The following is a 21,947-nucleotide window of genomic DNA, read 5'->3' as shown; positions in this document are numbered from 1 at the left end:
GGGCAGTGTTTCTTCTGCCAAGGTATCCAAACCGTGACTGCGAACAACCCGCTTCTGCAATCCCACGATCTGCCGCCCTTCTCGCAAATCCGTGCCGAACACGTGTTGCCGGCGATCGAAGCGATCCTGGCCGACAACCGTACAGCTATTGCCCAGATCCTGGAAACCCAGGGTAGCAACCCCACCTGGGCCGGCCTGGTACTGGCCATGGACGAACTCAACGACCGCCTGGGTGCGGCCTGGAGCCCGGTCAGCCACCTGAATGCGGTGTGCAACAGCCCGGAGCTGCGCGAGGCCTATGAGGCGTGCCTGCCGGCGCTGAGCGCCTATTCCACCGAGCTGGGGCAGAACCGTGCCCTGTTCGACGCCTACCAGGCGTTGGCTGCAAGCCCTGAGGCCAGCGGCTTCGACGTGGCGCAAAAAACCATCCTCGAGCATGCGCTGCGTGACTTCCGCCTGTCGGGTATCGACCTGCCTGCAGACCAGCAGCAGCGTTACGCCCAAGTGCAAAGCAAGCTCAGCGAGCTGGGCAGCCGCTTCTCCAACCAGCTGCTCGATGCCACCCAGGCGTGGAGCAAGCATGTTACCGACGAAGCGGCCCTGGCCGGGCTGACCGACTCTGCCAAGGCGCAGATGGCTGCTGCTGCACAGGCCAAGGGGCTCGATGGCTGGCTGATCACCCTGGAGTTCCCCAGCTACTACGCGGTGATGACCTACGCCAGCGACCGTGCCCTGCGCGAAGAACTGTATGCCGCCTATTGCACCCGTGCCTCGGACCAGGGCCCGAACGCCGGCCAGTTCGACAATGGCCCGGTGATGCAGCAAATTCTTGACCTGCGCCAGGAGCTGGCCGAGCTGCTGGGCTACAAGAACTACGCAGAGCTGAGCCTGGCCACCAAAATGGCCGAGTCCAGCGACCAGGTGCTGAGCTTCCTGCGTGACCTGGCCAAGCGCTCCAAGCCATTCGCCGCCCAGGACCTCGCCCAGCTCAAGGCCTACGCGGCCGAGCAGGGTTGCCCCGAGCTGGCCAGTTGGGACGCCGGTTACTTTGGCGAGAAACTGCGCGAGCAGCGCTACAGCGTGTCCCAGGAAGCCCTGCGCGCCTACTTCCCCATCGACAAGGTGCTGGGTGGCCTGTTCAGCATCGTGCAGCGCCTGTACGGCATTGAAATCGCCGAGCTCAAGGGCTTCGATGCCTGGCACCCGGATGTTCGCCTCTTCGAGATCAAGGAAAACGGCCAGCACGTGGGCCGCTTCTTCTTCGACCTGTATGCCCGCGCCAACAAGCGCGGGGGCGCCTGGATGGACGGTGCCCGCGACCGCCGCCGCACCGCAGGTGGCCAGTTGCAGAGCCCGGTGGCCAACCTGGTGTGCAACTTCACCCCAGCGGCGCCTGGCAAGCCGGCGTTGCTTACCCATGACGAAGTCACCACGTTGTTCCATGAATTCGGCCATGGCCTGCACCACCTGCTGACCCGCATCGAGCATGCCGGTGTGTCGGGTATCAACGGTGTGGCCTGGGATGCCGTGGAGCTGCCCAGCCAGTTCATGGAAAACTGGTGCTGGGAGCCTGAGGGCCTGGCGTTGATCTCCGGCCATTACGAAACCGGCGAAGCCCTGCCCCAGGACCTGCTGGCCAAGATGCTGGCGGCCAAGAACTTCCAGTCGGGCATGATGATGGTGCGCCAGCTGGAGTTCTCGCTGTTCGACTTTGAGCTGCACGCCAGCCATGGCGACGGCCGCACGGTGCTGCAGGTGCTCGAAGGAGTGCGCGACGAAGTCACGGTGATGCGCCCGCCTGCGTACAACCGCTTCCCCAACAGCTTTGCCCACATATTTGCCGGCGGCTATGCGGCGGGCTATTACAGCTACAAATGGGCTGAAGTGCTGTCGGCCGATGCGTTCTCGCGGTTTGAGGAAGAAGGCGTGTTCAATGCCGAAACCGGCCGTGCGTTCCGCGAGGCGATCCTGGCCCGGGGCGGCTCGCGTGCGCCAATGGTGCTGTTCGTCGACTTCCGTGGCCGTGAGCCGTCCATCGATGCACTGCTGCGCCACAGCGGCCTCAGTGAAGAAGCGGCCGCATGAGTGAGGATGCCGTGAACAAGACCAAGAAGCGCTTCATTGCCGGGGCGGTATGCCCGGCCTGCAGCGAGCCGGACAAGCTGATGATGTGGAACGAAGACGGCGTACCTCACCGTGAGTGCGTGGCCTGTGGCTTTACCGACACCCTCAACGAGCAGGGCCTGTCGGTGCCCAGGGAACTGGGCACTCGGGTGAACCACCAGGCGCCCAAGGCCGCGCCGGCGAAGGTCCAGACCGTGCAGTTCTTCCCCAACCCCAAGCTGAAAAAGCCTGCTGAATGATCGCCGTACTGCCCGGGCGCAACGCCCGGGTAGTAGTTAATCGCGCCCTTCCCCGCTTGCCCCGCTGCACGCTGGCACGTTCCTGAAAACGAGCGAGTCAGAGCCTATGAGCAACCCCCTTCTGCAAGGCAGCGGTTCCGCTGTCGACTATCACGCTATCACCCTCGAAAACATGCAGGCCGCGTTCGACCATGTGCTGCATACCTATGGCCAGGGCGTTGAGCGGGTCATCGAACACCAGCAGGCCCTGCCCACCTGGGACGATCTGGTCCTGGCGGTCGACGGCCTGGATGCACAGCTACTGGGCGTGTTCTACGCAGCCTCGCCGTTGATAGGCAAGGATGCGGCATGGGCCGACGCTATTGTGCAGTTCTACCTCAACATGAATGCAGCCCTGAATACCCGGTATGGCAATGGCCGGCTGTTCGCGCTTTACGACCGGTTGGCTGCCAGCAACGTGGGGCGCAACCTCGATGCTCAGCAACGGGCTACGTTGCGCTGGCACCTTGAAAAGTTTCGTATCAGCGGGGCTTCCCTGTCGGCGCCGCACAAGCAACGGCTGCAACAATTGCAAGAGCAGATTATGGCGCTGGAGGAAGCGTTCCTGGGCAACATGGCAAGGCCGGGGCTGCTGATCGACAGCGTCGACCAACTGCGTGGCATTGCCGAACGGGGCCTGGCCGAGCTGGCGCTGCAAGCCCAGCAAAACGGTAGCGTAGGCTGGTTGATCCCATGTGAAGCCTGGGCCACCGACAAGGTGCTGGAAGAAGCCCTCGACCGGACTGTTCGCGAGCGTGCCTACCGCGCTTACCATGAGCGCGGTGTGCACACCGACCCTGAAAAAGACAACGCCAGCGTTTTGCAGCGTCTGGCAGCCTTGCGTCATGAGCGGGCGCAACTGCTCGGCTTCAGCAGCCACATGGCGCTGAGCCTGCAGCGCAAGAGCGCAGGCTCGGAGCAACAGGTGCGCCAGTTTCTACAGGCGTTGGCGGGCGGCATCGCACCTGCCGTGTTGCGCTGGCGTGCCGGGCTTGAGGCTGCGGCCCAGGCAACGGGGCTTGAACAAGCCCAGCCCTGGGACAGGGATTTTCTGCAGGCGCAGGCCCGAAACGCTGCCCGGGTGCTGTCCAATGACGCCGTGCGCGAGTTCTTCCCGCTCAGCGCGGTGGTCCGGGCTTTGCTCCAATTGGCGCAGCAGTTGTTCGGCCTGGAACTGCGCGCCGTGCGCCTACCTGCCTGGCATCCGAGCGTGCTCACGTTCGAGGCCTGGCAGGACCATGCGCAGCTCGGCCTGTTCTACCTCGACGCCGTTCAGCACCCTGGCAAGCAACCCGACACCGTGTACACCACCTATGTGCATAACCGCCGCGTGGATGCAGAGGGTATCTACCAGCAAGCCGTGGTGATGATGTACAGCGACATCCCACCGGCCCCCGAGGGTGACGAGCCCCTGCTGGACCACCGCGCCTTGCGCAAAGTGTTCCATGAGTTTGGCCATGCCCTGCACCACCTGCTAGTGCGCACGGGCAACCAGGTGCTGTCCAGTGTCAGCGAGCTGGGCACCGACGGCACCGAACTGCTGGGTAAGCTGTTCGAGCGCTGGGTCTGGAACGTGGATTACCTGGTGGGTATTTCGGCGCATCACCTTGATGACCGCCGCATCAGCCACGGGCAGATGCAGCGCTGCATCGAGCGCTACCAGCGTGAAGTCATCGGCGAAACAGCACGCGACCTGAGCCTGGCATTGTTCGACCTTGATCTGCATGCCAACCCGAATGACGGCACAACCGTGCGCCAGCGGCTTGGGCACGCCCGCGAGCAATGTAGCTACTGGCCACTTGCCGCGTTTGAACACCCGGCTCACGCGTTCGATTACCTGGTCACTGGCTATGATGCGGGTTATTACGCCTACCTCTGGGCTGACGCCTGTGCGATGGACATCTTCGCTCGCTTCGAGCAGGTGGGCCTGCTTGATCGCGCCACCGGCCAGGCACTTCACCAGGCAGTGATCGCCCCCGGCGCCTCACGCCCCTTGCATGAGGGGTTGCAGGTGTTTCTGGGGCGCAAGCCAAGTGTGCAGCCGTATCTTCGGTGGCATGGCGTGGAGTGACGAGAGGGGGTGGTCACCGCCGACTTATCCGATTACTGTATATAAATACAGTAAGGGTTATTGTCATGATTCCTCCATCAGCGCAAAAGGGTCGGGGCACCGCGTGCAACCCGCATAACCGCTTCGCTTCCCACCAGTCGGTGATGGAGGATGATGGCTGGCACCAGGAAGTGCCGCCAACCCAAGGCACGGAGGTAAGGGTAGAAATCGCCAAAACGGTGATCAGCCGCAATACCTCCCCCGACCTGCCTTTCGATCGCTCCATCAACCCCTACCGGGGCTGTGAGCACGGCTGTATCTACTGCTACGCCCGGCCCTCGCATGCCTATTGGGACCTCTCCCCCGGGCTGGACTTCGAAACCAAGCTGATTGCCAAGACCAACGCCGCCGAGGTGCTGGCGCAGCAGTTGAGCAAGCCAGGGTATGTCTGCGCACCCATCAACCTGGGGTCCAACACTGACCCTTACCAGCCCATCGAACGGGAGCAGATGCTCACCCGGCGGCTGCTGGAGGTGCTGCTGCGCTTTCGCCACCCGGTCACCATCGTCACCAAGGGTGCTTTGATTCTGCGAGACCTCGACCTGCTGGCAGAAATGGCCAGCCTGCGGTTGGTGCGGGTGATGATCAGCCTCACCACGCTGGACGCTGACCTCAAGCGGGTACTCGAGCCAAGGGCCGCCTCCCCGAATGCACGGTTGCGGGCGATACGGGTGCTGCGCGAGGCAGGTATCCCCGTGGGGGTGCTGTGCTCGCCGATCATCCCGATGATCAACGACAGCGAACTGGAGCACCTGCTGGAGGCTGCCAGGCAGGCCGGTGCACAAAGTGCTGCCTACATGATGCTGCGCCTGCCACTGGAGGTGGCACCGTTGTTCGAGCAGTGGTTGCAGGACCACTACCCGCAGCGTGCCAGCCATGTACTAAGCCTGATTCGGCAAAGCCGAGGGGGTGAACTGTATGACAGCCGCTTTGGCACGCGGATGCGAGGTGAGGGGGTTTTTGCCGACTTGCTGGCCCAGCGTTTCGCCAGGGCCATGGGGCGCTTGGGTTTCGACGGGCGCGAAGGCCTGGCGTTGGACTGCACTGCCTTTTCGGTGCCGGGCGCTCAAATGGCACTGTTCTGACGGCTAGTCGCAGCCTGGCTAATGCTTGCACGGAATTACACTAATGACACTTGGCAGCTGATGTTTTTTTGATATTATCCACCTCCCGCCTTTTCATCTGGAACAGCCGTTCTAGAGCCTCCGAATTAAGTTTCAGTTAAGTTTTCCCCGCTAGCGTAGGAAATCAGTCCACACCGACTGTGATTTATGGCAAATGCCTGTCATCTAAATCCCTGCATAGCCAGAATCTTTCACCGGTAAACTGGGTTTACCTACTCACCGTCAAGAGGATGAATCATGCCTGTAAAGGACCCATCCAAGGCCGTACCGCAGGTCCCCGCGGAAAGCGCCGATGCTGCCCTCAAGCACATCGTCGACGGCTTCCTGCGCTTTCACCATGATGTCTTCCCCGAGCAGCAAGAGCTGTTCAAAAAGCTCGCCACGGCGCAAACACCGCGCGCCATGTTCATTACCTGTGCCGACTCGCGCATCGTCCCCGAGCTGATCACCCAGAGCTCGCCCGGCGACCTGTTCGTGACCCGCAACGTCGGTAACGTGGTGCCGCCCTATGGGCAGATGAACGGCGGCGTATCCAGCGCCATCGAATACGCCGTGATGGCGTTGAAAGTGCACCACATCATCATCTGTGGCCACTCCGACTGTGGCGCCATGCGCGCCGTGCTCAACCCCCAGTCGCTGACCAAGATGCCGACCGTTGGCGCCTGGCTGCGCCATGCCGAGGTGGCCCGCACGGTTGTCGAGAACAACTGCTCGTGTGGCAGTGAGCACGAAAGCATGCAGGTGCTGACCCGGGAAAACGTCATCGCCCAACTGCATCACCTGCGCACGCACCCCTCGGTGGCATCGCGCCTTGCCGCAGGCCAGCTGTATATCCACGGCTGGGTCTACGACATCGAAACCAGCAAGATCGAAGCCTATGACGCGGCCAGCGACAGCTTCATGCCCCTGGCGGCCGGCGAACCCGTCCCCTGCGCTACTCCGAGAGGCCGCTACTAAGCGACCCTGACACCCCTTAGCCTTGAATAGCCGGCTGCACCCTGCGGGCGTGCGGCGCGGCCCTCGGCTGCCTTGAATTCCCTGACTGGCGTGCCGGCATTGTCTGCTGGCAGCCCGCGCCTGCGCGCATGTCGGGGCCCAAACGTGCCCATGGCCAGCGGAATGGCCATGTGATCGAGAAAGGAGAAATACGGTGAACATTACACAGCTGAAAGCGGCCCTGCCGCGTGAGTTGCTGGCCTCGGTGGTGGTCTTCCTGGTGGCGTTGCCGCTGTGCATGGGTATCGCGATCGCCTCGGGCATGCCACCAGCCAAGGGGCTGATCACCGGCATCATCGGTGGCATCGTCGTTGGGTTTCTGGCCGGCTCGCCGCTGCAGGTGAGCGGGCCAGCGGCAGGCTTGGCGGTTCTGGTGTTCGAACTGGTGCGCCAGCATGGCATGGCCATGCTCGGGCCGATCCTGCTGCTGGCGGGGGTGTTGCAATTGCTGGCCGGGCGGCTACGCCTGGGTTGCTGGTTCCGGGTTACGGCGCCTGCTGTGGTGTACGGCATGCTGGCGGGCATCGGCGTGCTGATCGTGCTGTCGCAGGTGCATGTGATGTTCGACACCGCGCCACAGCCTTCGGGCCTGCAGAACCTGCTGGAGTTTCCGGCAACGGTGGCCGCTGCCCTGCCGCTGGAAAGCGCCGGCATGGGTTGGCAGGCCGGTGCCCTGGGCCTGGGCACCATCCTCATCATGTGGGGCTGGGAGCGGTTTCGGCCACAGCGCTTGCGGTTCATCCCCGGGGCGTTGCTGGGGGTGGCGGCGATGACTGCCATCAGCATGTGGCTGGCGCTGCCGGTCAACCGTGTGCAGGTGCCCGCCGACCTGTCGGAAGCGATCGACTGGATACGCCCCGATGACCTGATGAAGCTGGCCGACCCTGCCCTGCTGGTGGCCGCTTTTGCCCTGGCCTTTATCGCCAGCGCCGAGACGCTGCTTTCGGCTGCGGCCGTGGACCGCATGCACAGCGGCCAGCGTTCGGACTTCGACCGCGAGCTGTCCGCCCAAGGCATCGGCAATATGCTGTGTGGTGTGCTGGGGGCGCTGCCAATGACTGGGGTGATCGTGCGCAGCTCGGCGAATGTGCAGGCCGGTGCCCAAACGCGGGCCTCGGCGATTCTGCACGGCATCTGGCTGTTGGCCTTCGTGGTGGTGCTGAGCAGTGTGCTGCAACAGATCCCCGTCGCCAGCCTGGCTGGGGTACTGGTGTTCACCGGGGTCAAGCTGGTGGACTTCAAGGCGTTCCGCGGCCTGGGGCGTTATGGCCGCATGCCGATGTTCACCTACGCGGCAACCGCGCTGGCGATCATCTTCACCGACCTGCTCACCGGCGTGCTGCTGGGCTTTGCCCTGACCTTGCTGAAGCTGGCCTTCAAGGCCGCGCGGCTGAAGATCAACCTGGTGAGCCTGCCCAAGGCCGGTCATATGGAGCTGCGGCTCAGCGGCGCGGCCACCTTCCTGAAGGTGCCGGCGTTGACCAAGGTGCTGGACAGCGTACCGGCAGGCACAACATTGCATGTGCCCCTGGGCAACCTCAGCTACATCGACCACTCATGCCTGGAACTGCTCGAAGACTGGAGCCGCAGCAATGCAGCCAATGGCTCACGGCTGCGCATCGAGCACAGGCGCCTGAAGCGGCGGGTGGAGGGGCGCTTGCGCACTACCGCAGGGGTTGGGGCTTAGCCGTGGGCTGGCCCTCGGCGGGTAACACCGCGAAGGGCCAGCCAGCAGGGGGGCGATGGCTCAGGCCGGCTGGCCCAGTTCCACGCCCAGTTGGCGCGACAGGCACGGCCAGCGCTTCCAGGCGGCGCCGGTTTCCGGGCTGCTGAGTTTGTCGCGATAGCTTTCAACCGACTCTGCGGCAAAGCTTTCGTCATCCAGCATCTCGTCTACCGAGTGGTGCACCACTTCGTCCAGCTGGTTGGCGAAGGCCTCGCCGATCAGTTGGTGGGCGATCAGGTTGGCCACGGTGGTGTCTACCGGGATCAGCGGCTGCTGGAAGTGGCGGATGTACAGGTCATTGACCTCTTCCACCAGGCGGTGCGCCAGGTAGGCTTCGTCCAGCAGGCAATCCAGGCCCACATGCCCCTGCATCACGCTGGGTGGCTGCAGGAAATAGGCTTCTGCAATTTTCAATACGGGTTTGATCTGCGATTCGATGCCGGCCTCGCGGGCGACTTCGTGGGCGGCTTCCAGCAGCTCCGGCACCTGGTCGATGTAGGCACCGACGAAGCGCGCCAAAGTACCTTGGGCGTCCTGCTCAGGCAGCTGGATTGAGGGATGCAGGTGCGGCAGTTGCAGCGCCAGGCGCTGTTTCAGCTGGCCGGTCTGGCCTTCATGTTGATGGGCTTGGCTCACCTGCTCGCGTACAGCAGCGATGTTCATGACAACTCCAGGGACAAAACGTTTCAAACGGAAGACACTAACTTAGCTGGATATTCAAAATACTTAAGATTCATTTGTTATAAAGGGATCCAATCTGTGTTTTGCTCAGCATATACAGGGCCAGCCACCGGGCTTCAGGCCTTCAAGCACACGTGATACGGGCTAAGCGCCCCTCGGCGGGCCGGCCTTCGTTGCGGCCCATCGGCTGCTGTCTATACTCCCGTAGAACGTGATTCGTTGATGAGGCCCGACTGCTTTCAGCAGGGGCTCGGTCGTCGAAGCCAGGCAGTCTTGACCGCCGTTCCCTCTTGCCGCAGGCCCTGCCTCCGGAAAAACAAGAACAAGTAGGGGAACCCGCAATGATGCGACATCCATCTGCGTGGATGGCTCTGCTGTTGTGGTCGGTTCTGGGGCGGGCCAATGGGGCCTGGACCGTGAACATGCACCCTGGGGCGACGGAAGTGTCCAACGCCGTCTTCAGCCTGCACATGACCATCTTCTGGATCTGCGTGATCATCGGCCTGGTGGTGTTCGGCGCGATGTTCTGGTCCATGGTGCTGCACCGCCGCTCCACCGGCCAGCAGCCGGCACAGTTCCATGAGCACACCCGGGTCGAGATCCTGTGGACGGTCATCCCCTTCCTGATTCTGGTGGCGATGGCCATCCCGGCCACGCGCACCCTGCTGCATATCTACGACGCCAGTGACTCGGACATCGATATCCAGGTAACCGGCTACCAGTGGAAGTGGCACTACAAGTACCTGGGCCAGGACGTGGAGTTCTTCAGCAACTTGGCCACCCCTGCCGAGCAGATTCACAACAACGCCCCCAAGGACGAACATTACCTGCTCGAAGTGGACCAGCCCCTGGTGCTGCCGGTGGGTGCCAAGGTGCGCTTTCTGGTGACGGCTGCCGATGTCATCCACTCCTGGTGGGTGCCCGCCTTTGCCGTCAAGCGCGACGCCATACCCGGGTTCGTCAACGAGGCCTGGACCCGCATCGACAAGCCCGGCATCTACCGTGGCCAGTGCACCGAACTGTGCGGCAAGGACCACGGCTTCATGCCGGTGGTAGTGGAGGTGAAGTCCCAGGCCGATTACGACACCTGGCTGAGTGAGCGCAAGGCCGACGCGGCCAAGCTCAAGGAACTGACCAGCAAGCAGTGGACGCTCGAAGAGCTGGCGGCGCGCGGCGACAAGGTCTACCACACCACCTGCGTGGCCTGTCACCAGGCCGAGGGCCAGGGCTTGCCGCCGATGTTCCCGGCGCTGAAGGGCTCCAAAATTGCCACCGGGCCCAAGGAAGGCCACCTCAATATCGTTTTCAACGGCAAGCCGGGCACTGCCATGGCGGCGTTTGGCAAGCAGCTCTCCGAAGTGGACATTGCGGCGGTGGTCACCTACGAGCGCAACGCCTGGGGCAACAACAAGGGCGACATGGTCACGCCGCAGGATGTGCTGGCCATCAAGCAGGCCCAAGCGCAATGAACCGCCGGGGCCTTGGTGACCCACAGGTTGCAGGAGACAGGACATGAGTGCAGTGATCGATGACCACGCCCAGGGCCATGCGCATGGGCCGGCCAAGGGCCTGATGCGCTGGGTGCTCACCACCAACCACAAGGACATCGGCACCCTGTACCTGTGGTTCAGCTTCACCCTGTTCCTGCTGGGTGGCTCGTTCGCCATGGTGATCCGCGCCGAGCTGTTTCAGCCGGGCCTGCAGATCGTGGAGCCGGCCTTCTTCAACCAGATGACCACGATGCACGGGTTGATCATGGTGTTCGGTGCAGTGATGCCCGCCTTCGTGGGGCTGGCCAACTGGATGATCCCGCTGATGATCGGCGCCCCGGACATGGCCCTGCCGCGCATGAACAATTTCAGCTTCTGGCTGCTGCCGGCGGCGTTCCTGTTGCTGGTCTCGACCCTGTTCACCCCTGGCGGCGGGCCCAATTTTGGCTGGACCTTCTATGCGCCCTTGTCCACCACCTATGCACCGGCCAGCGTCACCTTCTTCATCTTCGCCATCCACCTGATGGGGATCAGTTCGATCATGGGGGCAATCAACGTGATCGCCACCATCCTCAACCTGCGCGCACCGGGCATGACCCTGATGAAGATGCCACTGTTCGTGTGGACCTGGCTGATTACCGCATTTTTGCTGATTGCGGTGATGCCGGTGCTGGCCGGCGTGGTGACCATGATGCTGATGGACATCCATTTTGGCACCAGCTTCTTCAGCGCTGCCGGAGGCGGTGACCCGGTGCTGTTCCAGCACGTGTTCTGGTTTTTTGGCCACCCCGAGGTGTACATCATGATCCTGCCGGCCTTCGGCGCGGTCAGTTCGATCATCCCGGCGTTTTCCCGCAAGCCGCTGTTTGGCTACACCTCCATGGTGTATGCCACCGGCGCCATTGCTTTCCTGTCCTTCATCGTGTGGGCGCACCATATGTTCGTGGTGGGCATACCGGTGGTGGGCGAGTTGTTCTTCATGTACGCCACCATGCTGATTGCGGTGCCTACCGGGGTGAAGGTGTTCAACTGGGTCAGTACCATGTGGGAAGGCTCGCTCACGTTCGAAACGCCCATGCTGTTTGCCATTGCCTTCGTCATCCTGTTCACCATCGGCGGCTTTTCGGGGTTGATGCTGGCCATCGCCCCCGCCGACTTCCAGTACCACGACACCTACTTCGTGGTGGCGCACTTCCACTATGTACTGGTACCCGGCGCCATTTTCGGCATCTTCGCCTCGGCGTATTACTGGCTGCCGAAGTGGACCGGCCACATGTACGACGAAACCCTCGGCAAACTGCACTTCTGGCTGTCGTTCATCGGCATGAACATGGCCTTCTTCCCCATGCACTTTGTCGGGCTGGCCGGCATGCCGCGGCGTATTCCGGATTACAACCTGCAGTTTGCCGACTTCAACATGGTGTCTTCGGTTGGCGCGTTTCTGTTTGGCGCCACGCAGGTGTTCTTCCTGTTCATCGTCATCAAGTGCATACGGGGCGGCGAGCCGGCCCCTGCCAAACCCTGGGATGGGGCCGAGGGGCTTGAATGGTCGATCCCCTCGCCTGCGCCCTACCACACCTTCCAGACGCCACCTGACGTGGAGTAACCCATCGCCATGAACGGCCTGTCGCTCAAACGCCTGGTGCTGCGCCTGCTGATGCTGACGGTGGTGATGTTCGCCTTTGGCTTTGCCCTGGTGCCGCTCTACGACGTGATGTGCAAGGCCTTTGGTATCAATGGCAAGACCGGCGGGCAGTACGAGGGTAGCCAGCTGGCTGATACAACCCGGTCGGTGCGGGTGCAGTTCATGTCCACCAATGCCAGCGACATGGTCTGGGACTTCTACGCCAGCGACGACCAGTTGCAGGTGAACCCGGGTGCGGTGAACCAGATGATCTTCATTGCCCACAACCCCACCGACCGGCCGATGAGCGCCCAGGCCATCCCCAGCATCACCCCGGCCGAGGCTGCAGCGTATTTCCACAAGACCGAGTGCTTCTGCTTTACCCAGCAGGTATTGCAGCCCGGTGAGCGCATCGAGATGCCGGTGCGTTTCATCGTCGACCGTGACCTGCCTGCCGGCGTGAAGCACCTGACCCTGGCCTACACCTTGTTCGACATCACCGCCCGTCACCCGCCCGTCGCCCAGGCCTCGGCGGGTGACCCAGGGCGCGCCCGCTGAGGGAAGGAGCACCGTCATGGCAAACCACCAGCACTACTACGTTCCGGCGCAGAGCAAGTGGCCGATCATCGCCTCGCTCGGGCTGTTGGTGACGGTGTTCGGGCTGGGTACCTGGTTCAATGACATCAAGGCCGGGCATGCTGGCTCCCATGGGCCGTTGATCTTCTTCATCGGTGCATTGCTGCTGGCCTACATGCTGTTCGGCTGGTTCGGTGCTGTGGTGCGCGAGAGCCGGGCCGGCCTCTACAGCCCGCAGCTGGACCGCTCGTTCCGCTGGGGCATGAGCTGGTTCATCTTTTCGGAGGTGATGTTCTTTTTGGCCTTCTTCGGTGCGCTGTTCTACGTGCGGGTACTGGCCGGGCCCTGGCTGGGCGGCGATGGCGCCAAGGGGGTGGCGCACATGCTGTGGCCAAGCTTCGAATTCACCTGGCCGTTGCTGCACACGCCGGACCCCAAGCTGTTCCCGCCCCCCAAGCGCGTCATCGACCCGTGGCACCTGCCGTTGATCAATACGGTGCTGCTGGTCAGTTCCAGCATCACCATCACCCTGGCCCACCATGCCCTGCGCCGAGGGCACCGCACTGCGCTGAAACTGTGGCTGGCACTGACCCTGGTGCTAGGCACCAGCTTCATTGCCCTGCAGGCCTACGAGTACCACGAGGCGTACACGCAACTGGGGCTGACCTTGGGCTCCGGCATCTATGGCGCGACGTTTTTCATGCTCACCGGTTTTCACGGCGCCCACGTGACCCTGGGCACGATCATTCTGCTGGTGATGTTCGTGCGCATTCTGCGTGGGCATTTCAGCCCGGAAAAACACTTTGGTTTCGAGGCGGCCAGTTGGTATTGGCACTTCGTCGACGTGGTGTGGGTAGGGCTGTTCATCTTTGTGTATGTGGTTTGAAGGCCGGCACCTAAAAGGGGGCATGTGAAACCAGCTGACCACTGATGAACCCCCAGGCCACCAAGCCGATGGTCAGTGCTGCGAGGGTGACCCGCACGGTCAGTGCCTTGAGCAGGCGTGTGGAGTTTTCATCGTCCTTGACCAGAAACACCAGGCCACTGAACAGGCTGGCAACCGTGGCCAACAGCATCAGCACAATCGCAGCCTTGAGCATGGCGCTACTCCGAAGAGGTGCAGGAATGTGGACAAGTATAGCGAGCCACCGGGTACGGCCACGCTGAGGCGCTTTCGCCCTGGCTGGCTGCCGACGCTGACGGTGCTGGCGCTACTGCCTTGCTTGATCGCGCTTGGCTGCTGGCAGTTGGGGCGCGCCGAGCAGAAGCGGGTGCTGCTGGCAGCCTACGCCGAGCGGCGCAACGAGCCGCCGCTGGCTGCCGCGCAACTGGCGCCGACGGGTGACGATGCCTTCCGCCGCGTGCAGTTGTACGGGCGCTTTGACCCCGAGCACAGCCTGTTGCTGGACAACCGCATGCGTGATGGCCAAGTCGGTGTGGAGCTGCTGCAACCCTTTCACGACCAACCCAGCGGTGCGTGGGTGCTGATCAACCGCGGCTGGCTTGCATGGCCCGACCGGCGTGTGCCGGTGCGCTTCGCAACCCCAGCCAAGGCGCTGGCACTGCAGGCCTCGGTCTATGTCGCCCCCGGCAGCCCATTCCAGTTGCACGCCGACCCTGTCGGCGGGCAATGGCCCCACCTGCTGACGGCCGTCGACCCCAGCGGCCTGTGGCAACAGCTGGGGCGTGAGGGCTTTGCCCACGAGCTACGGCTCGAACCTGGCCCCGCTGCCTATCGCCTGGGCTGGCCGGCAGTGGCCATGGGCCCGGAAAAGCATTTGGGCTATGCCGTGCAGTGGTTCGCCCTGGCCATTGCCCTGGTGGTGCTCTACCTCTATTTCGGCTGGCATCAGCACAAGGAGAAACGCCATGGCCACCGCCACGCCACTGACCGCGCCTGAACGCGGCAAGCGCAAGCCCCGCGGGCGCTTGCAACTGCTGTTGATGCTGTTGCTGGTGATCGGGCCTATGGTGCTGGCCACCTGCATGTACAAGCTGGGGTTCTGGGTGCCGGATGGCCGCAGCTTCCATGGCGTGCTGGTTGGCAATGGCGAGGGCCGCGCCGACCTGGGCGTGGCGGGCCAGGATGAGCGCTGGCAGCTGCTGGTCACGGCGCCTGCGGAGTGCGCCGACGATTGCCAGCGACTGGTGTACCTGGCCCGGCAGATACAGGTTGGCCTGGGCCGCGATGCCAGCCGTGCCAGCCATGCCCTGGCCGCATCCCACCCCCTCAGCGCCCCCTACCAGGCGCTGCTCGGTCGCGAATACCCGCGGCTGCAACGTTATGCGCTGGATGCTGTGCGTTACCGGCAGCGTGTGAACCAGCCCGGGCCGCAGCTGTGGATCGTCGACCCTCACGGCAACTTGGTGCTGCGCTATGACGCCGGGGTGAACGGCAAGCATGTCCTCGACGACCTGCGCCACCTGCTCAAGCTGTCCAACATCGGCTAGGAGAACACCATGGCCCGACCTGGATTTCGCCTTGCTGTGTTCGCCACCCTGCTGGCCTTGATGGTCGTGTTGCTGGGCGCCTATACCCGCCTGACCCATGCCGGGTTGGGCTGCCCGGACTGGCCGGGGTGCTACGGCATGCTCACCGTGCCCAAGACCGACGCCCAACTGGCCCACGCCGAGCGGCATTTCCCGGACCACCCGGTGCAGCAAGCCAAGGGCTGGGCAGAGATGACCCACCGCTATTTCGCCGGTGCGCTGGCGTTGGTCATTGCCTGGCTGGCTCTGCGCTCATTGCGTGGCCACCCTGGCGATGGCCAGCCCCGGCGCCTGCCCTTGCTGCTGCTTGCGGTGGTGCTGGGCCAGGCGGCCTTCGGCATGTGGACAGTAACGCTGCAGTTGTGGCCGCAGGTTGTCACTGCGCACCTGTTGGGCGGCTTCACCACGGTGAGCTTGCTGTTTTTGCTGGCGCTGCGCCTGTGCGGGCGTTTGCCGCCAATGCCCAAGCTGCCGTTGAGCTTGCGCCGCACGGCAGCCCTGGCATTGCTGGTGGTGATCGGCCAGATTGCCCTGGGTGGCTGGGTGAGTGCCAACTACGCCGCCGTTGCCTGCCTTGACCTGCCCACCTGCCATGGCCAATGGTGGCCGGCTGCCGATTTCGGCAATGGTTTCCACCTCACCCAGCACGTGGGGCCCAACTACCTGGGCGGGCAGCTGGACAGCGATGCGCGCACGGCCATCCATGTCAGCCATCGCCTGGGTGCGCTGATGGTCACGTTGGTGCTGTTGCTGCTTGGCTGGAAGCTGCATCGGTTGCACTTGCGCGGCCTGGCCCTGATGGTGCTGGCGGCGCTGGGGCTGCAGCTGTGCCTGGGCGTCGCCAATGTGCTGCTGCACGTGCCATTGGCCGTTGCCGTGCTGCATAACGCGGGTGGTGCAGTGCTGTTGCTGGCCATGGTGCTAGTCAACTTCCGTATCCGCGTGGTCGACAAGCCGCGCATCACCGCAGCCTGGCGCCTCACCCCGCTGGCCCATGCCGATACCGGCCCGTGGCAGCCGGCCGCATGCAGTGGCCAGCACCTTCGCGTACTCTATCGGCTTCCTGTGCGCGCCATTGATCGCGGCGCCCGTTGACCACGAACTGTTGCCGAGCTTATGACCCGAACCCAGAAAACCGTCTTCATCCTCGTTGCCCTGGTCGCGCTGATCCTGGGCCTTACCGTCAACAAGGTGCTCAACGGCCGGGGCCAGGTAAACCCCACCGAGCTGATCGATGCAGGCATCATCCTGCTGCCGCAGAGCCGCGCGGTGCCCGATGTGACCATGACCAACCAGGACGGCCAGCCGGTACACCTGGACGAACTGAGGGGCAAATGGTCGCTGCTGTTCTTCGGCTACACCTATTGCCCGGATATCTGCCCGACCACCCTCGCGCAGTTGCGCCAGGTAAAAAGCGAGCTGCCCCAGGAGGCGTTAAGCCGGCTGCAAGTGGTACTGGTGAGCGTGGACCCCAACCGCGACACACCCAACCAGCTCAAGCAGTACCTGGCTTACTTCGACAAGGACTTCGTCGGGCTGGCAGGTTCGATCGAGGATACGCAGAAGCTGGCCAATGCCTTGAGCATCCCGTTCATCCCGGCAGATACCAGCAAGCCGGGGTATACGGTTGATCACAGTGGCAACCTGGCTGTGGTCGGCCCGGACGGGCGCCAGCGGGGGTTCATACGTGCGCCGTTCAACAACCAGAAGCTGGTAGCCCGGTTACCGGCATTGGTGAAGCAGGACTGAGGCTGTCGGCTCTACCCGTTCGCGGGTGAGCCTGCGCCAACGGTTTCAGGGGCCCCAACGCGGCCCCATGACCATCACATCAAAACGCCGGAACCACCGCGCCCTTGTACTTCTCGGTGATGAACTGCTTCACTTCAGGCGAATGCAGTGCAGCCGCGAGTTTCTTCATGTCGTCCGAATCCTTGTTGTCCGGCCGGGCAACCAGAATGTTCACGTACGGCGAATCCGCACCTTCGATGGCCAGGGCGTCTTTCTCCGGGTTCAGCTTGGCTTCCAGCGCATAGTTGGTATTGATCAAGGCCGCATCCACCTGGGTCAGGACACGCGGAATGGTCGCCGCTTCGAGCTCGCGGAACTTGATGTTCTTCGGGTTCTCGGCAATGTCCTTCACGGTCGACAGGATGTTCTTGTTGTCCTTGAGCTTGATCACCCCGGCCTTGTCCAGCAGCAGCAATGCGCGGCCGCCGTTGGTGGCATCGTTGGGGATGACCACGGTGGCGCCGGAAGGCAGCTCGTCCAGCTTCTTCAGCTTGCTCGCGTAAACACCCAGCGGCTCGATGTGCACGCCGGTCACGCTCACCAGGTCAGTGCCCTTGGCCTTGTTGAACTCATCCAGGTACGGCTGGTGCTGGAAGAAGTTGGCGTCCAGGCGCTTCTCCGCAACCTGCACGTTGGGCTGGATGTAGTCGGTGAATTCTTTCACCTTGAGCTCTACACCTTCCTTCGCCAGCTGTGGTTTGACGAAGTTGAGAATTTCCGCGTGGGGCACCGGCGAGGCAGCGACGGTCAGGGTATCGGCCTGGGCCGAAAAGGCCGCCACGGCGGCAGCAACAGCAAGCAGCTTCTTCATTGATCACTCCTTGTGAGGGCCGCGACGGCCCCCGAACGGGTCTGCCCCATTGGGGTTACTTACGGGAAAAATGCACGACAAGCTTGTCGCCGACGCTTTGCAGCACTTGCACCAGCACCAGCAACAGCACCACCGTGACGACCATGACGTCAGTCTGGAAGCGCTGGTAACCGAAGCGGATGGCCAAGTCGCCAAGGCCGCCTGCACCGACCACACCGGCCATGGCGGTGTACGACACCAGGGTGATGGCGGTGACGGTAATGGCGGCGAAGATGCCCGGGCGGGCTTCTGGCAGCAAGGCGCTGGTGATGATCTGGCGCGTAGTGGCGCCCATCGACTGGGTGGCTTCGATGATGCCGCGGTCCACTTCACGCAGGGCGGTTTCCACCAGGCGGGCAAAGAACGGCGTGGCACCCACCACCAGCGGCGGAATGGCGCCAGCGACGCCCAGCGAGGTGCCGGTGATCAGTACGGTGATCGGGATCATCACGATCAGCAGAATGATGAACGGCAGCGAGCGCAGGATGTTGACCACCAACGACAGCAGCGCGTAAACGCCCTTCTGTTCGAACATCTGCTTGGGGCCGCACAAAAACAGCAGTACGCCCAGGGGGAGGCCCAGCAGCACGGTGAACAACAGCGAACCGAACAGCATGATCATGGTGTCGACGGTGGCCAGCCAGATTTCGGCCCAGTCGACGTTGGCGAAGAAATTAAGGGCGTCCATCAACGCAGTACCTCCATATGAACGTCAGCTGCCTTGAAGCGGGCGAAGGCCGCTTCCATGTCACCGCCAATCAAGGCGAGGGTGAGCTGGCCATAGGGGACGTCCTTGATGCGGTCGATACGCCCGGCGAGGATGCTGTAGTCCACGCCGGTTTCACGGGCTACGGTGCCCAGCAACGGGGCATAGGTGGCATCACCCTGGAAGGTCAGGCGCACGATGCGGCCCGGCACATGGGTGAAGTCGTCACGCTGCTCGCCTTCGTCCACCTGCTCGTCTTCCTGGACGAAGCGCTTGGTGGTGGCGTGCTGCGGGTGCAGGAAGACATCGGCCACCGAGCCCTGCTCGACGATATGGCCGGCGTCCATTACCGCAACACGGTCGCAGACCCGGCGAATCACATCCATCTCGTGGGTGATGAGCACGATGGTGAGCTTCAGCTCGCGGTTGATCTCGGCCAGCAATTGCAGCACCGAGGCGGTTGTCTGCGGGTCGAGGGCGCTGGTCGCCTCGTCGCACAGTAGAATCTTGGGGTTGGTCGACAACGCCCGGGCGATACCCACGCGTTGCTTCTGGCCTCCCGAGAGCTGCGCCGGGTACTTGCGAGCGTGGTCCGAGAGGCCGACGCGGGCGAGCAGTTCGGTGACGCGTTTGTCGATCTCGCTGCGCGACAGTTCGCCGGCCAGGGTGAGTGGCAGGGCGACGTTATCGGCGACGGTTTTGGATGCCAGCAGGTTGAAGTGCTGGAAAATCATCCCGACCTGCTGGCGGAAGCCGCGCAACTGGGTGGCGTTGAACGCGGTGACGTCTTCGCCATCGACGATGATCGTGCCGCCAGAGGGCTCTTCCAGGCGGTTGATCAGGCGCAGCATGGTGCTTTTGCCGGCACCGGAATGGCCGATCAGGCCGAACACCTGGCCATTCTCGATGGTGAGGGTAGTCGGGTTAAGGGCGGGGATTTCCCTACCGGCGACGCGGTAGGTCTTGTGTACCTGTTGGAACTCGATCACGTAGCGAACCTTGTGGGGCGCATGAATTTGGGTCAGCGGTTGGCTGGGTGGCGCATTTTAGCCTTTTCCACCCGCTGTTCTTAGCATTTATTTCGCCTTGGACCAAGCCAACGGGCATATGTCGACAACCGGTAAACCTGATTGAACGCTCACCGAACCCCTCCAGTCACTACCAGAACATAGCCCGAACGGGCACGCCTGAAGACTGATGAGGAGAGCCGAACATGCCCAGCAAGAAGACGGACGCCCCAAAGCACAGCGAGGCTGCGGGCAACCAGGGCCCAGACAAGGCCAACACCAACGCCAAGCTGCAGAGCCTGGAGGCCGACCGCAGTGACGCCACTGGGCAGGCGCTGCGCACCAACCAGGGTGTGCGCATCTCCGATAACCAGAACACGCTCAAGGCTGGCCCCCGTGGGCCCTCGCTGCTTGAAGACTTCATCATGCGCGAGAAGATCACCCACTTTGACCACGAACGCATCCCTGAGCGTATCGTTCATGCTCGCGGCACGGGCGCCCATGGTTATTTCCAGAGCTATGGCTGCCATGCCGAACTGACCAAGGCGGGTTTCCTGCAGGACCCTGAGAAGATCACCCCGGTGTTCGTGCGCTTCTCTACCGTGCAGGGGCCACGCGGCTCGGGCGACACGGTCCGCGACGTGCGCGGTTTTGCCGTGAAGTTCTACACCGACGAAGGCAATTTCGACTTGGTGGGCAACAACATGCCGGTGTTCTTCATCCAGGACGCCATCAAGTTCCCTGATTTCGTGCATGCGGTTAAGCCCGAGCCGCACAACGAAATGCCGACCGGCGGCTCGGCCCACGATACCTTCTGGGACTTCGTGTCGTTGGTGCCAGAATCGGCGCATATGGTCATCTGGGCCATGTCCGACCGGGCCATCCCGCGCAGCCTGCGCATGATGGAAGGCTTCGGCGTGCACACCTTCCGCCTGGTCAACGCCGAGGGCGTGGCCAGCTTCGTGAAGTTCCACTGGAAGCCGAGCGAAGGCGTGCATTCGGTGCTGTGGGACGAGGCGCAAAAGCTGGCGGGCAAGGATACCGACTACCACCGCCGCGACCTGCGCGAAGCCATCGAAACCGGGCACTACCCTGAGTGGGAGCTGGGCGTGCAGATCGTGCCGGAGGCCGATGAGCACAAGTTCGACTTCGACCTGCTGGACCCAACCAAGCTCATCCCCGAAGAGCTGGTGCCGGTTACACCGCTGGGCAAGATGGTGCTCAACCGCAACCCGGACAACTTCTTTGCCGAGGTCGAGCAGGTTGCATTCTGCCCAGGCCACATTGTGCCGGGCATCGACTTCACCAATGACCCGCTGCTGCAGGGGCGCCTGTTCTCCTACACCGATACCCAGCTCAGCCGCCTGGGTGGGCCGAACTTCCACCAGATCCCGATCAACCGCCCGGTTGCGCCGTTCCACAACAACCAGCGCGATGCCATTCACCAGCACATCGTGCACAAGGGCCAGGCGTCCTACGAGCCTAATTCCATCGATGGGGGCTGGCCGAAGGAAACCCCGCCGGGCGCCCGTGACGGTGGCTTCGAGAGCTACCAGGAACGCATCGATGCGCACAAGATTCGCCAGCGCAGCGACTCGTTCAGCGATCACTTCTCCCAGGCGCGTCTGTTCTTCCAGAGCATGAGCCCGACCGAGCAGCAGCACATCATCAAGGCTTACAGCTTTGAACTGGGCAAGGTCGAGCGTGAGGCCATTCGCGCACGTCAGGTGAATGAGATCCTGGCCAACATCGACCTCAAACTGGCGGCAGCAGTTGCCGAGAACCTCGGCCTGCCCGCCCCCAAGGCCGGCACGGTCCAGGTCAAGGGCAGCAAGCAGGCGACGTCGCCTACGCTTAGCCAGATGAACCTGCCGGGCAAGGTGGGCATCAAGGGGCGCAAGATTGCCATTCTGGTGGCCAATGGCGTGGATGCGGGGAGTGTCGACAAGCTGGTCAAGGCACTGGAAGCCCAGAGTGCCCGCCCAATGCTGCTGGGGCCGACTTCGGCGCCGGTCAAGGCCGCAGACGGCAAGCAGTTGCCGGTGGATGCGTCGATGGAGGGCATGCCGTCGGTAATGTTCGACGGCATTATCGTGCCGGCGGGCAAAGCCTCTGGTGATGCGCTGGCTGGCAGCGGCGTGGCCAAGCACTTCCTGCTCGAAGGTTACAAACACCTGAAGGCCATGGTGCTGACCAAGGAGCTGCTGGCAACGCTTGGCCTCAAAGAGGACAAGGGGCTGCTGACAGGCGATGACCAGAAAACCGTGGACGCGTTCGTCAAGGCGGTAGAGGGGCACCGCGTCTGGGAGCGTGAAGCGGCAGCCGAGGCTGTGCCAGCCTGACGGCGCACCCCGTGGCCGGCGTCCTTTAGCGCCGG

Annotated in this window: 20 protein-coding genes; 15 read left to right on the top strand and 5 right to left on the bottom strand. The window is 63.0% G+C overall.

Annotation, left to right across the window (positions count from 1 at the left end; genetic code table 11):
• Positions 1-33: 33 nt before the first annotated feature.
• From prlC to IAE36_RS12970, 6 genes are all read left to right on the top strand, one after another.
• Positions 34-2,085: an oligopeptidase A gene (gene prlC / locus IAE36_RS12995; RefSeq protein ID WP_328822863.1), complete on the top strand. Its 2,052-nt coding sequence runs from the start codon at positions 34-36 to the stop codon at positions 2,083-2,085.
• Positions 2,082-2,363: a YheV family putative zinc ribbon protein gene (locus IAE36_RS12990; RefSeq protein WP_028633148.1), complete on the top strand. Its 282-nt coding sequence runs from the start codon at positions 2,082-2,084 to the stop codon at positions 2,361-2,363. Before prlC ends, IAE36_RS12990 begins: the two co-directional genes overlap by 4 nt.
• A gap of 106 nt (positions 2,364-2,469) precedes the next feature.
• Positions 2,470-4,473 (top strand): M3 family metallopeptidase, encoded by a 2,004-nt coding sequence (locus tag IAE36_RS12985; protein WP_201212782.1) that lies wholly within the window; start codon positions 2,470-2,472, stop codon positions 4,471-4,473.
• Between the two features lie 65 nt (positions 4,474-4,538).
• Complete coding sequence (locus IAE36_RS12980; protein WP_028633146.1) at positions 4,539-5,597, top strand: PA0069 family radical SAM protein; 1,059 nt, start codon at positions 4,539-4,541, stop codon at positions 5,595-5,597.
• Positions 5,598-5,873: 276 nt separating this feature from the next.
• Positions 5,874-6,593, top strand: coding sequence for a carbonic anhydrase (locus tag IAE36_RS12975; RefSeq protein ID WP_028633145.1), 720 nt, complete (start codon positions 5,874-5,876; stop codon positions 6,591-6,593).
• A gap of 193 nt (positions 6,594-6,786) precedes the next feature.
• Positions 6,787-8,319: a SulP family inorganic anion transporter gene (locus IAE36_RS12970; RefSeq protein WP_201212780.1), complete on the top strand. Its 1,533-nt coding sequence runs from the start codon at positions 6,787-6,789 to the stop codon at positions 8,317-8,319.
• A gap of 60 nt (positions 8,320-8,379) precedes the next feature.
• On the opposite strand, the gene IAE36_RS12965 is transcribed toward IAE36_RS12970, so the two are convergent.
• The gene (locus IAE36_RS12965; RefSeq protein ID WP_060482600.1) at positions 8,380-9,021 is read right to left on the bottom strand and encodes a hypothetical protein; all 642 of its coding nucleotides are present in this window, start codon (positions 9,019-9,021) and stop codon (positions 8,380-8,382) included.
• A gap of 359 nt (positions 9,022-9,380) precedes the next feature.
• Here IAE36_RS12965 and coxB point away from each other — a divergent pair, with 359 nt between their 5' ends.
• Genes coxB through IAE36_RS12945 form a run of 4 tightly spaced genes read left to right on the top strand, consistent with a single transcriptional unit; the run spans position 9,381 to position 13,615 of the window.
• Positions 9,381-10,508 (top strand): cytochrome c oxidase subunit II, encoded by a 1,128-nt coding sequence (gene coxB, locus IAE36_RS12960; protein ID WP_201212778.1) that lies wholly within the window; start codon positions 9,381-9,383, stop codon positions 10,506-10,508.
• A 43-nt stretch (positions 10,509-10,551) separates the two neighbouring features.
• Complete coding sequence (gene ctaD, locus IAE36_RS12955) at positions 10,552-12,135, top strand: cytochrome c oxidase subunit I (protein ID WP_201212776.1); 1,584 nt, start codon at positions 10,552-10,554, stop codon at positions 12,133-12,135.
• Positions 12,136-12,144: 9 nt separating this feature from the next.
• Positions 12,145-12,711, top strand: coding sequence for a cytochrome c oxidase assembly protein (locus IAE36_RS12950; protein WP_201212774.1), 567 nt, complete (start codon positions 12,145-12,147; stop codon positions 12,709-12,711).
• A 16-nt stretch (positions 12,712-12,727) separates the two neighbouring features.
• Positions 12,728-13,615, top strand: coding sequence for a cytochrome c oxidase subunit 3 (locus IAE36_RS12945; protein WP_201212772.1), 888 nt, complete (start codon positions 12,728-12,730; stop codon positions 13,613-13,615).
• A gap of 10 nt (positions 13,616-13,625) precedes the next feature.
• Here the strand turns inward: IAE36_RS12945 and IAE36_RS12940 are convergent, their stop codons facing one another.
• Positions 13,626-13,829, bottom strand: coding sequence for a twin transmembrane helix small protein (locus IAE36_RS12940; RefSeq protein ID WP_054902213.1), 204 nt, complete (start codon positions 13,827-13,829; stop codon positions 13,626-13,628).
• Between the two features lie 63 nt (positions 13,830-13,892).
• On the opposite strand from IAE36_RS12940, the gene IAE36_RS12935 reads away from it, so the two are divergent.
• From IAE36_RS12935 to IAE36_RS12920, 4 genes are read left to right on the top strand one after another with little or no spacing between them, the layout of a single operon-like run.
• Positions 13,893-14,630, top strand: coding sequence for an SURF1 family protein (locus IAE36_RS12935; protein WP_201212804.1), 738 nt, complete (start codon positions 13,893-13,895; stop codon positions 14,628-14,630).
• Positions 14,599-15,180 carry a hypothetical protein gene (locus IAE36_RS12930; protein ID WP_201212770.1) on the top strand — a complete coding sequence of 194 codons (582 nt, stop codon included), beginning with the start codon at positions 14,599-14,601 and terminating at the stop codon, positions 15,178-15,180. Before IAE36_RS12935 ends, IAE36_RS12930 begins: the two co-directional genes overlap by 32 nt.
• Before the next feature lie 9 nt (positions 15,181-15,189).
• On the top strand, positions 15,190-16,314 hold the full coding sequence (locus tag IAE36_RS12925; protein WP_201212768.1) for a COX15/CtaA family protein: 1,125 nt from the start codon (positions 15,190-15,192) through the stop codon (positions 16,312-16,314).
• Positions 16,315-16,335: 21 nt separating this feature from the next.
• The gene (locus IAE36_RS12920; protein ID WP_201212766.1) at positions 16,336-16,968 is read left to right on the top strand and encodes an SCO family protein; all 633 of its coding nucleotides are present in this window, start codon (positions 16,336-16,338) and stop codon (positions 16,966-16,968) included.
• A gap of 79 nt (positions 16,969-17,047) precedes the next feature.
• Here the strand turns inward: IAE36_RS12920 and IAE36_RS12915 are convergent, their stop codons facing one another.
• The 3 genes from IAE36_RS12915 to IAE36_RS12905 are packed head-to-tail and all read right to left on the bottom strand — an operon-like array spanning position 17,048 to position 19,552.
• Complete coding sequence (locus IAE36_RS12915; protein ID WP_028633134.1) at positions 17,048-17,818, bottom strand: MetQ/NlpA family ABC transporter substrate-binding protein; 771 nt, start codon at positions 17,816-17,818, stop codon at positions 17,048-17,050.
• Between the two features lie 55 nt (positions 17,819-17,873).
• Positions 17,874-18,545: a methionine ABC transporter permease gene (locus IAE36_RS12910; RefSeq protein ID WP_028633133.1), complete on the bottom strand. Its 672-nt coding sequence runs from the start codon at positions 18,543-18,545 to the stop codon at positions 17,874-17,876.
• The gene (locus IAE36_RS12905) at positions 18,545-19,552 is read right to left on the bottom strand and encodes a methionine ABC transporter ATP-binding protein (protein WP_028633132.1); all 1,008 of its coding nucleotides are present in this window, start codon (positions 19,550-19,552) and stop codon (positions 18,545-18,547) included. The genes IAE36_RS12910 and IAE36_RS12905 overlap by 1 nt, the downstream gene beginning before the upstream one ends.
• A 224-nt stretch (positions 19,553-19,776) precedes the next feature.
• Here IAE36_RS12905 and katE point away from each other — a divergent pair, with 224 nt between their 5' ends.
• Entirely contained in the window at positions 19,777-21,912 is a 2,136-nt protein-coding gene (gene katE, locus IAE36_RS12900; protein WP_201212763.1) for a catalase HPII, read from the top strand.
• Positions 21,913-21,947: the final 35 nt, after the last annotated feature.

Origin of the sequence: Pseudomonas sp. S36 (assembly GCF_016647875.1) — a bacterium.
GTDB classification, from domain to species: domain Bacteria; phylum Pseudomonadota; class Gammaproteobacteria; order Pseudomonadales; family Pseudomonadaceae; genus Aquipseudomonas; species Aquipseudomonas parafulva.
The sequence above is the reverse complement of the archived record's forward strand: the minus strand, read 5'-3'. Positions and strand labels throughout refer to the sequence as shown.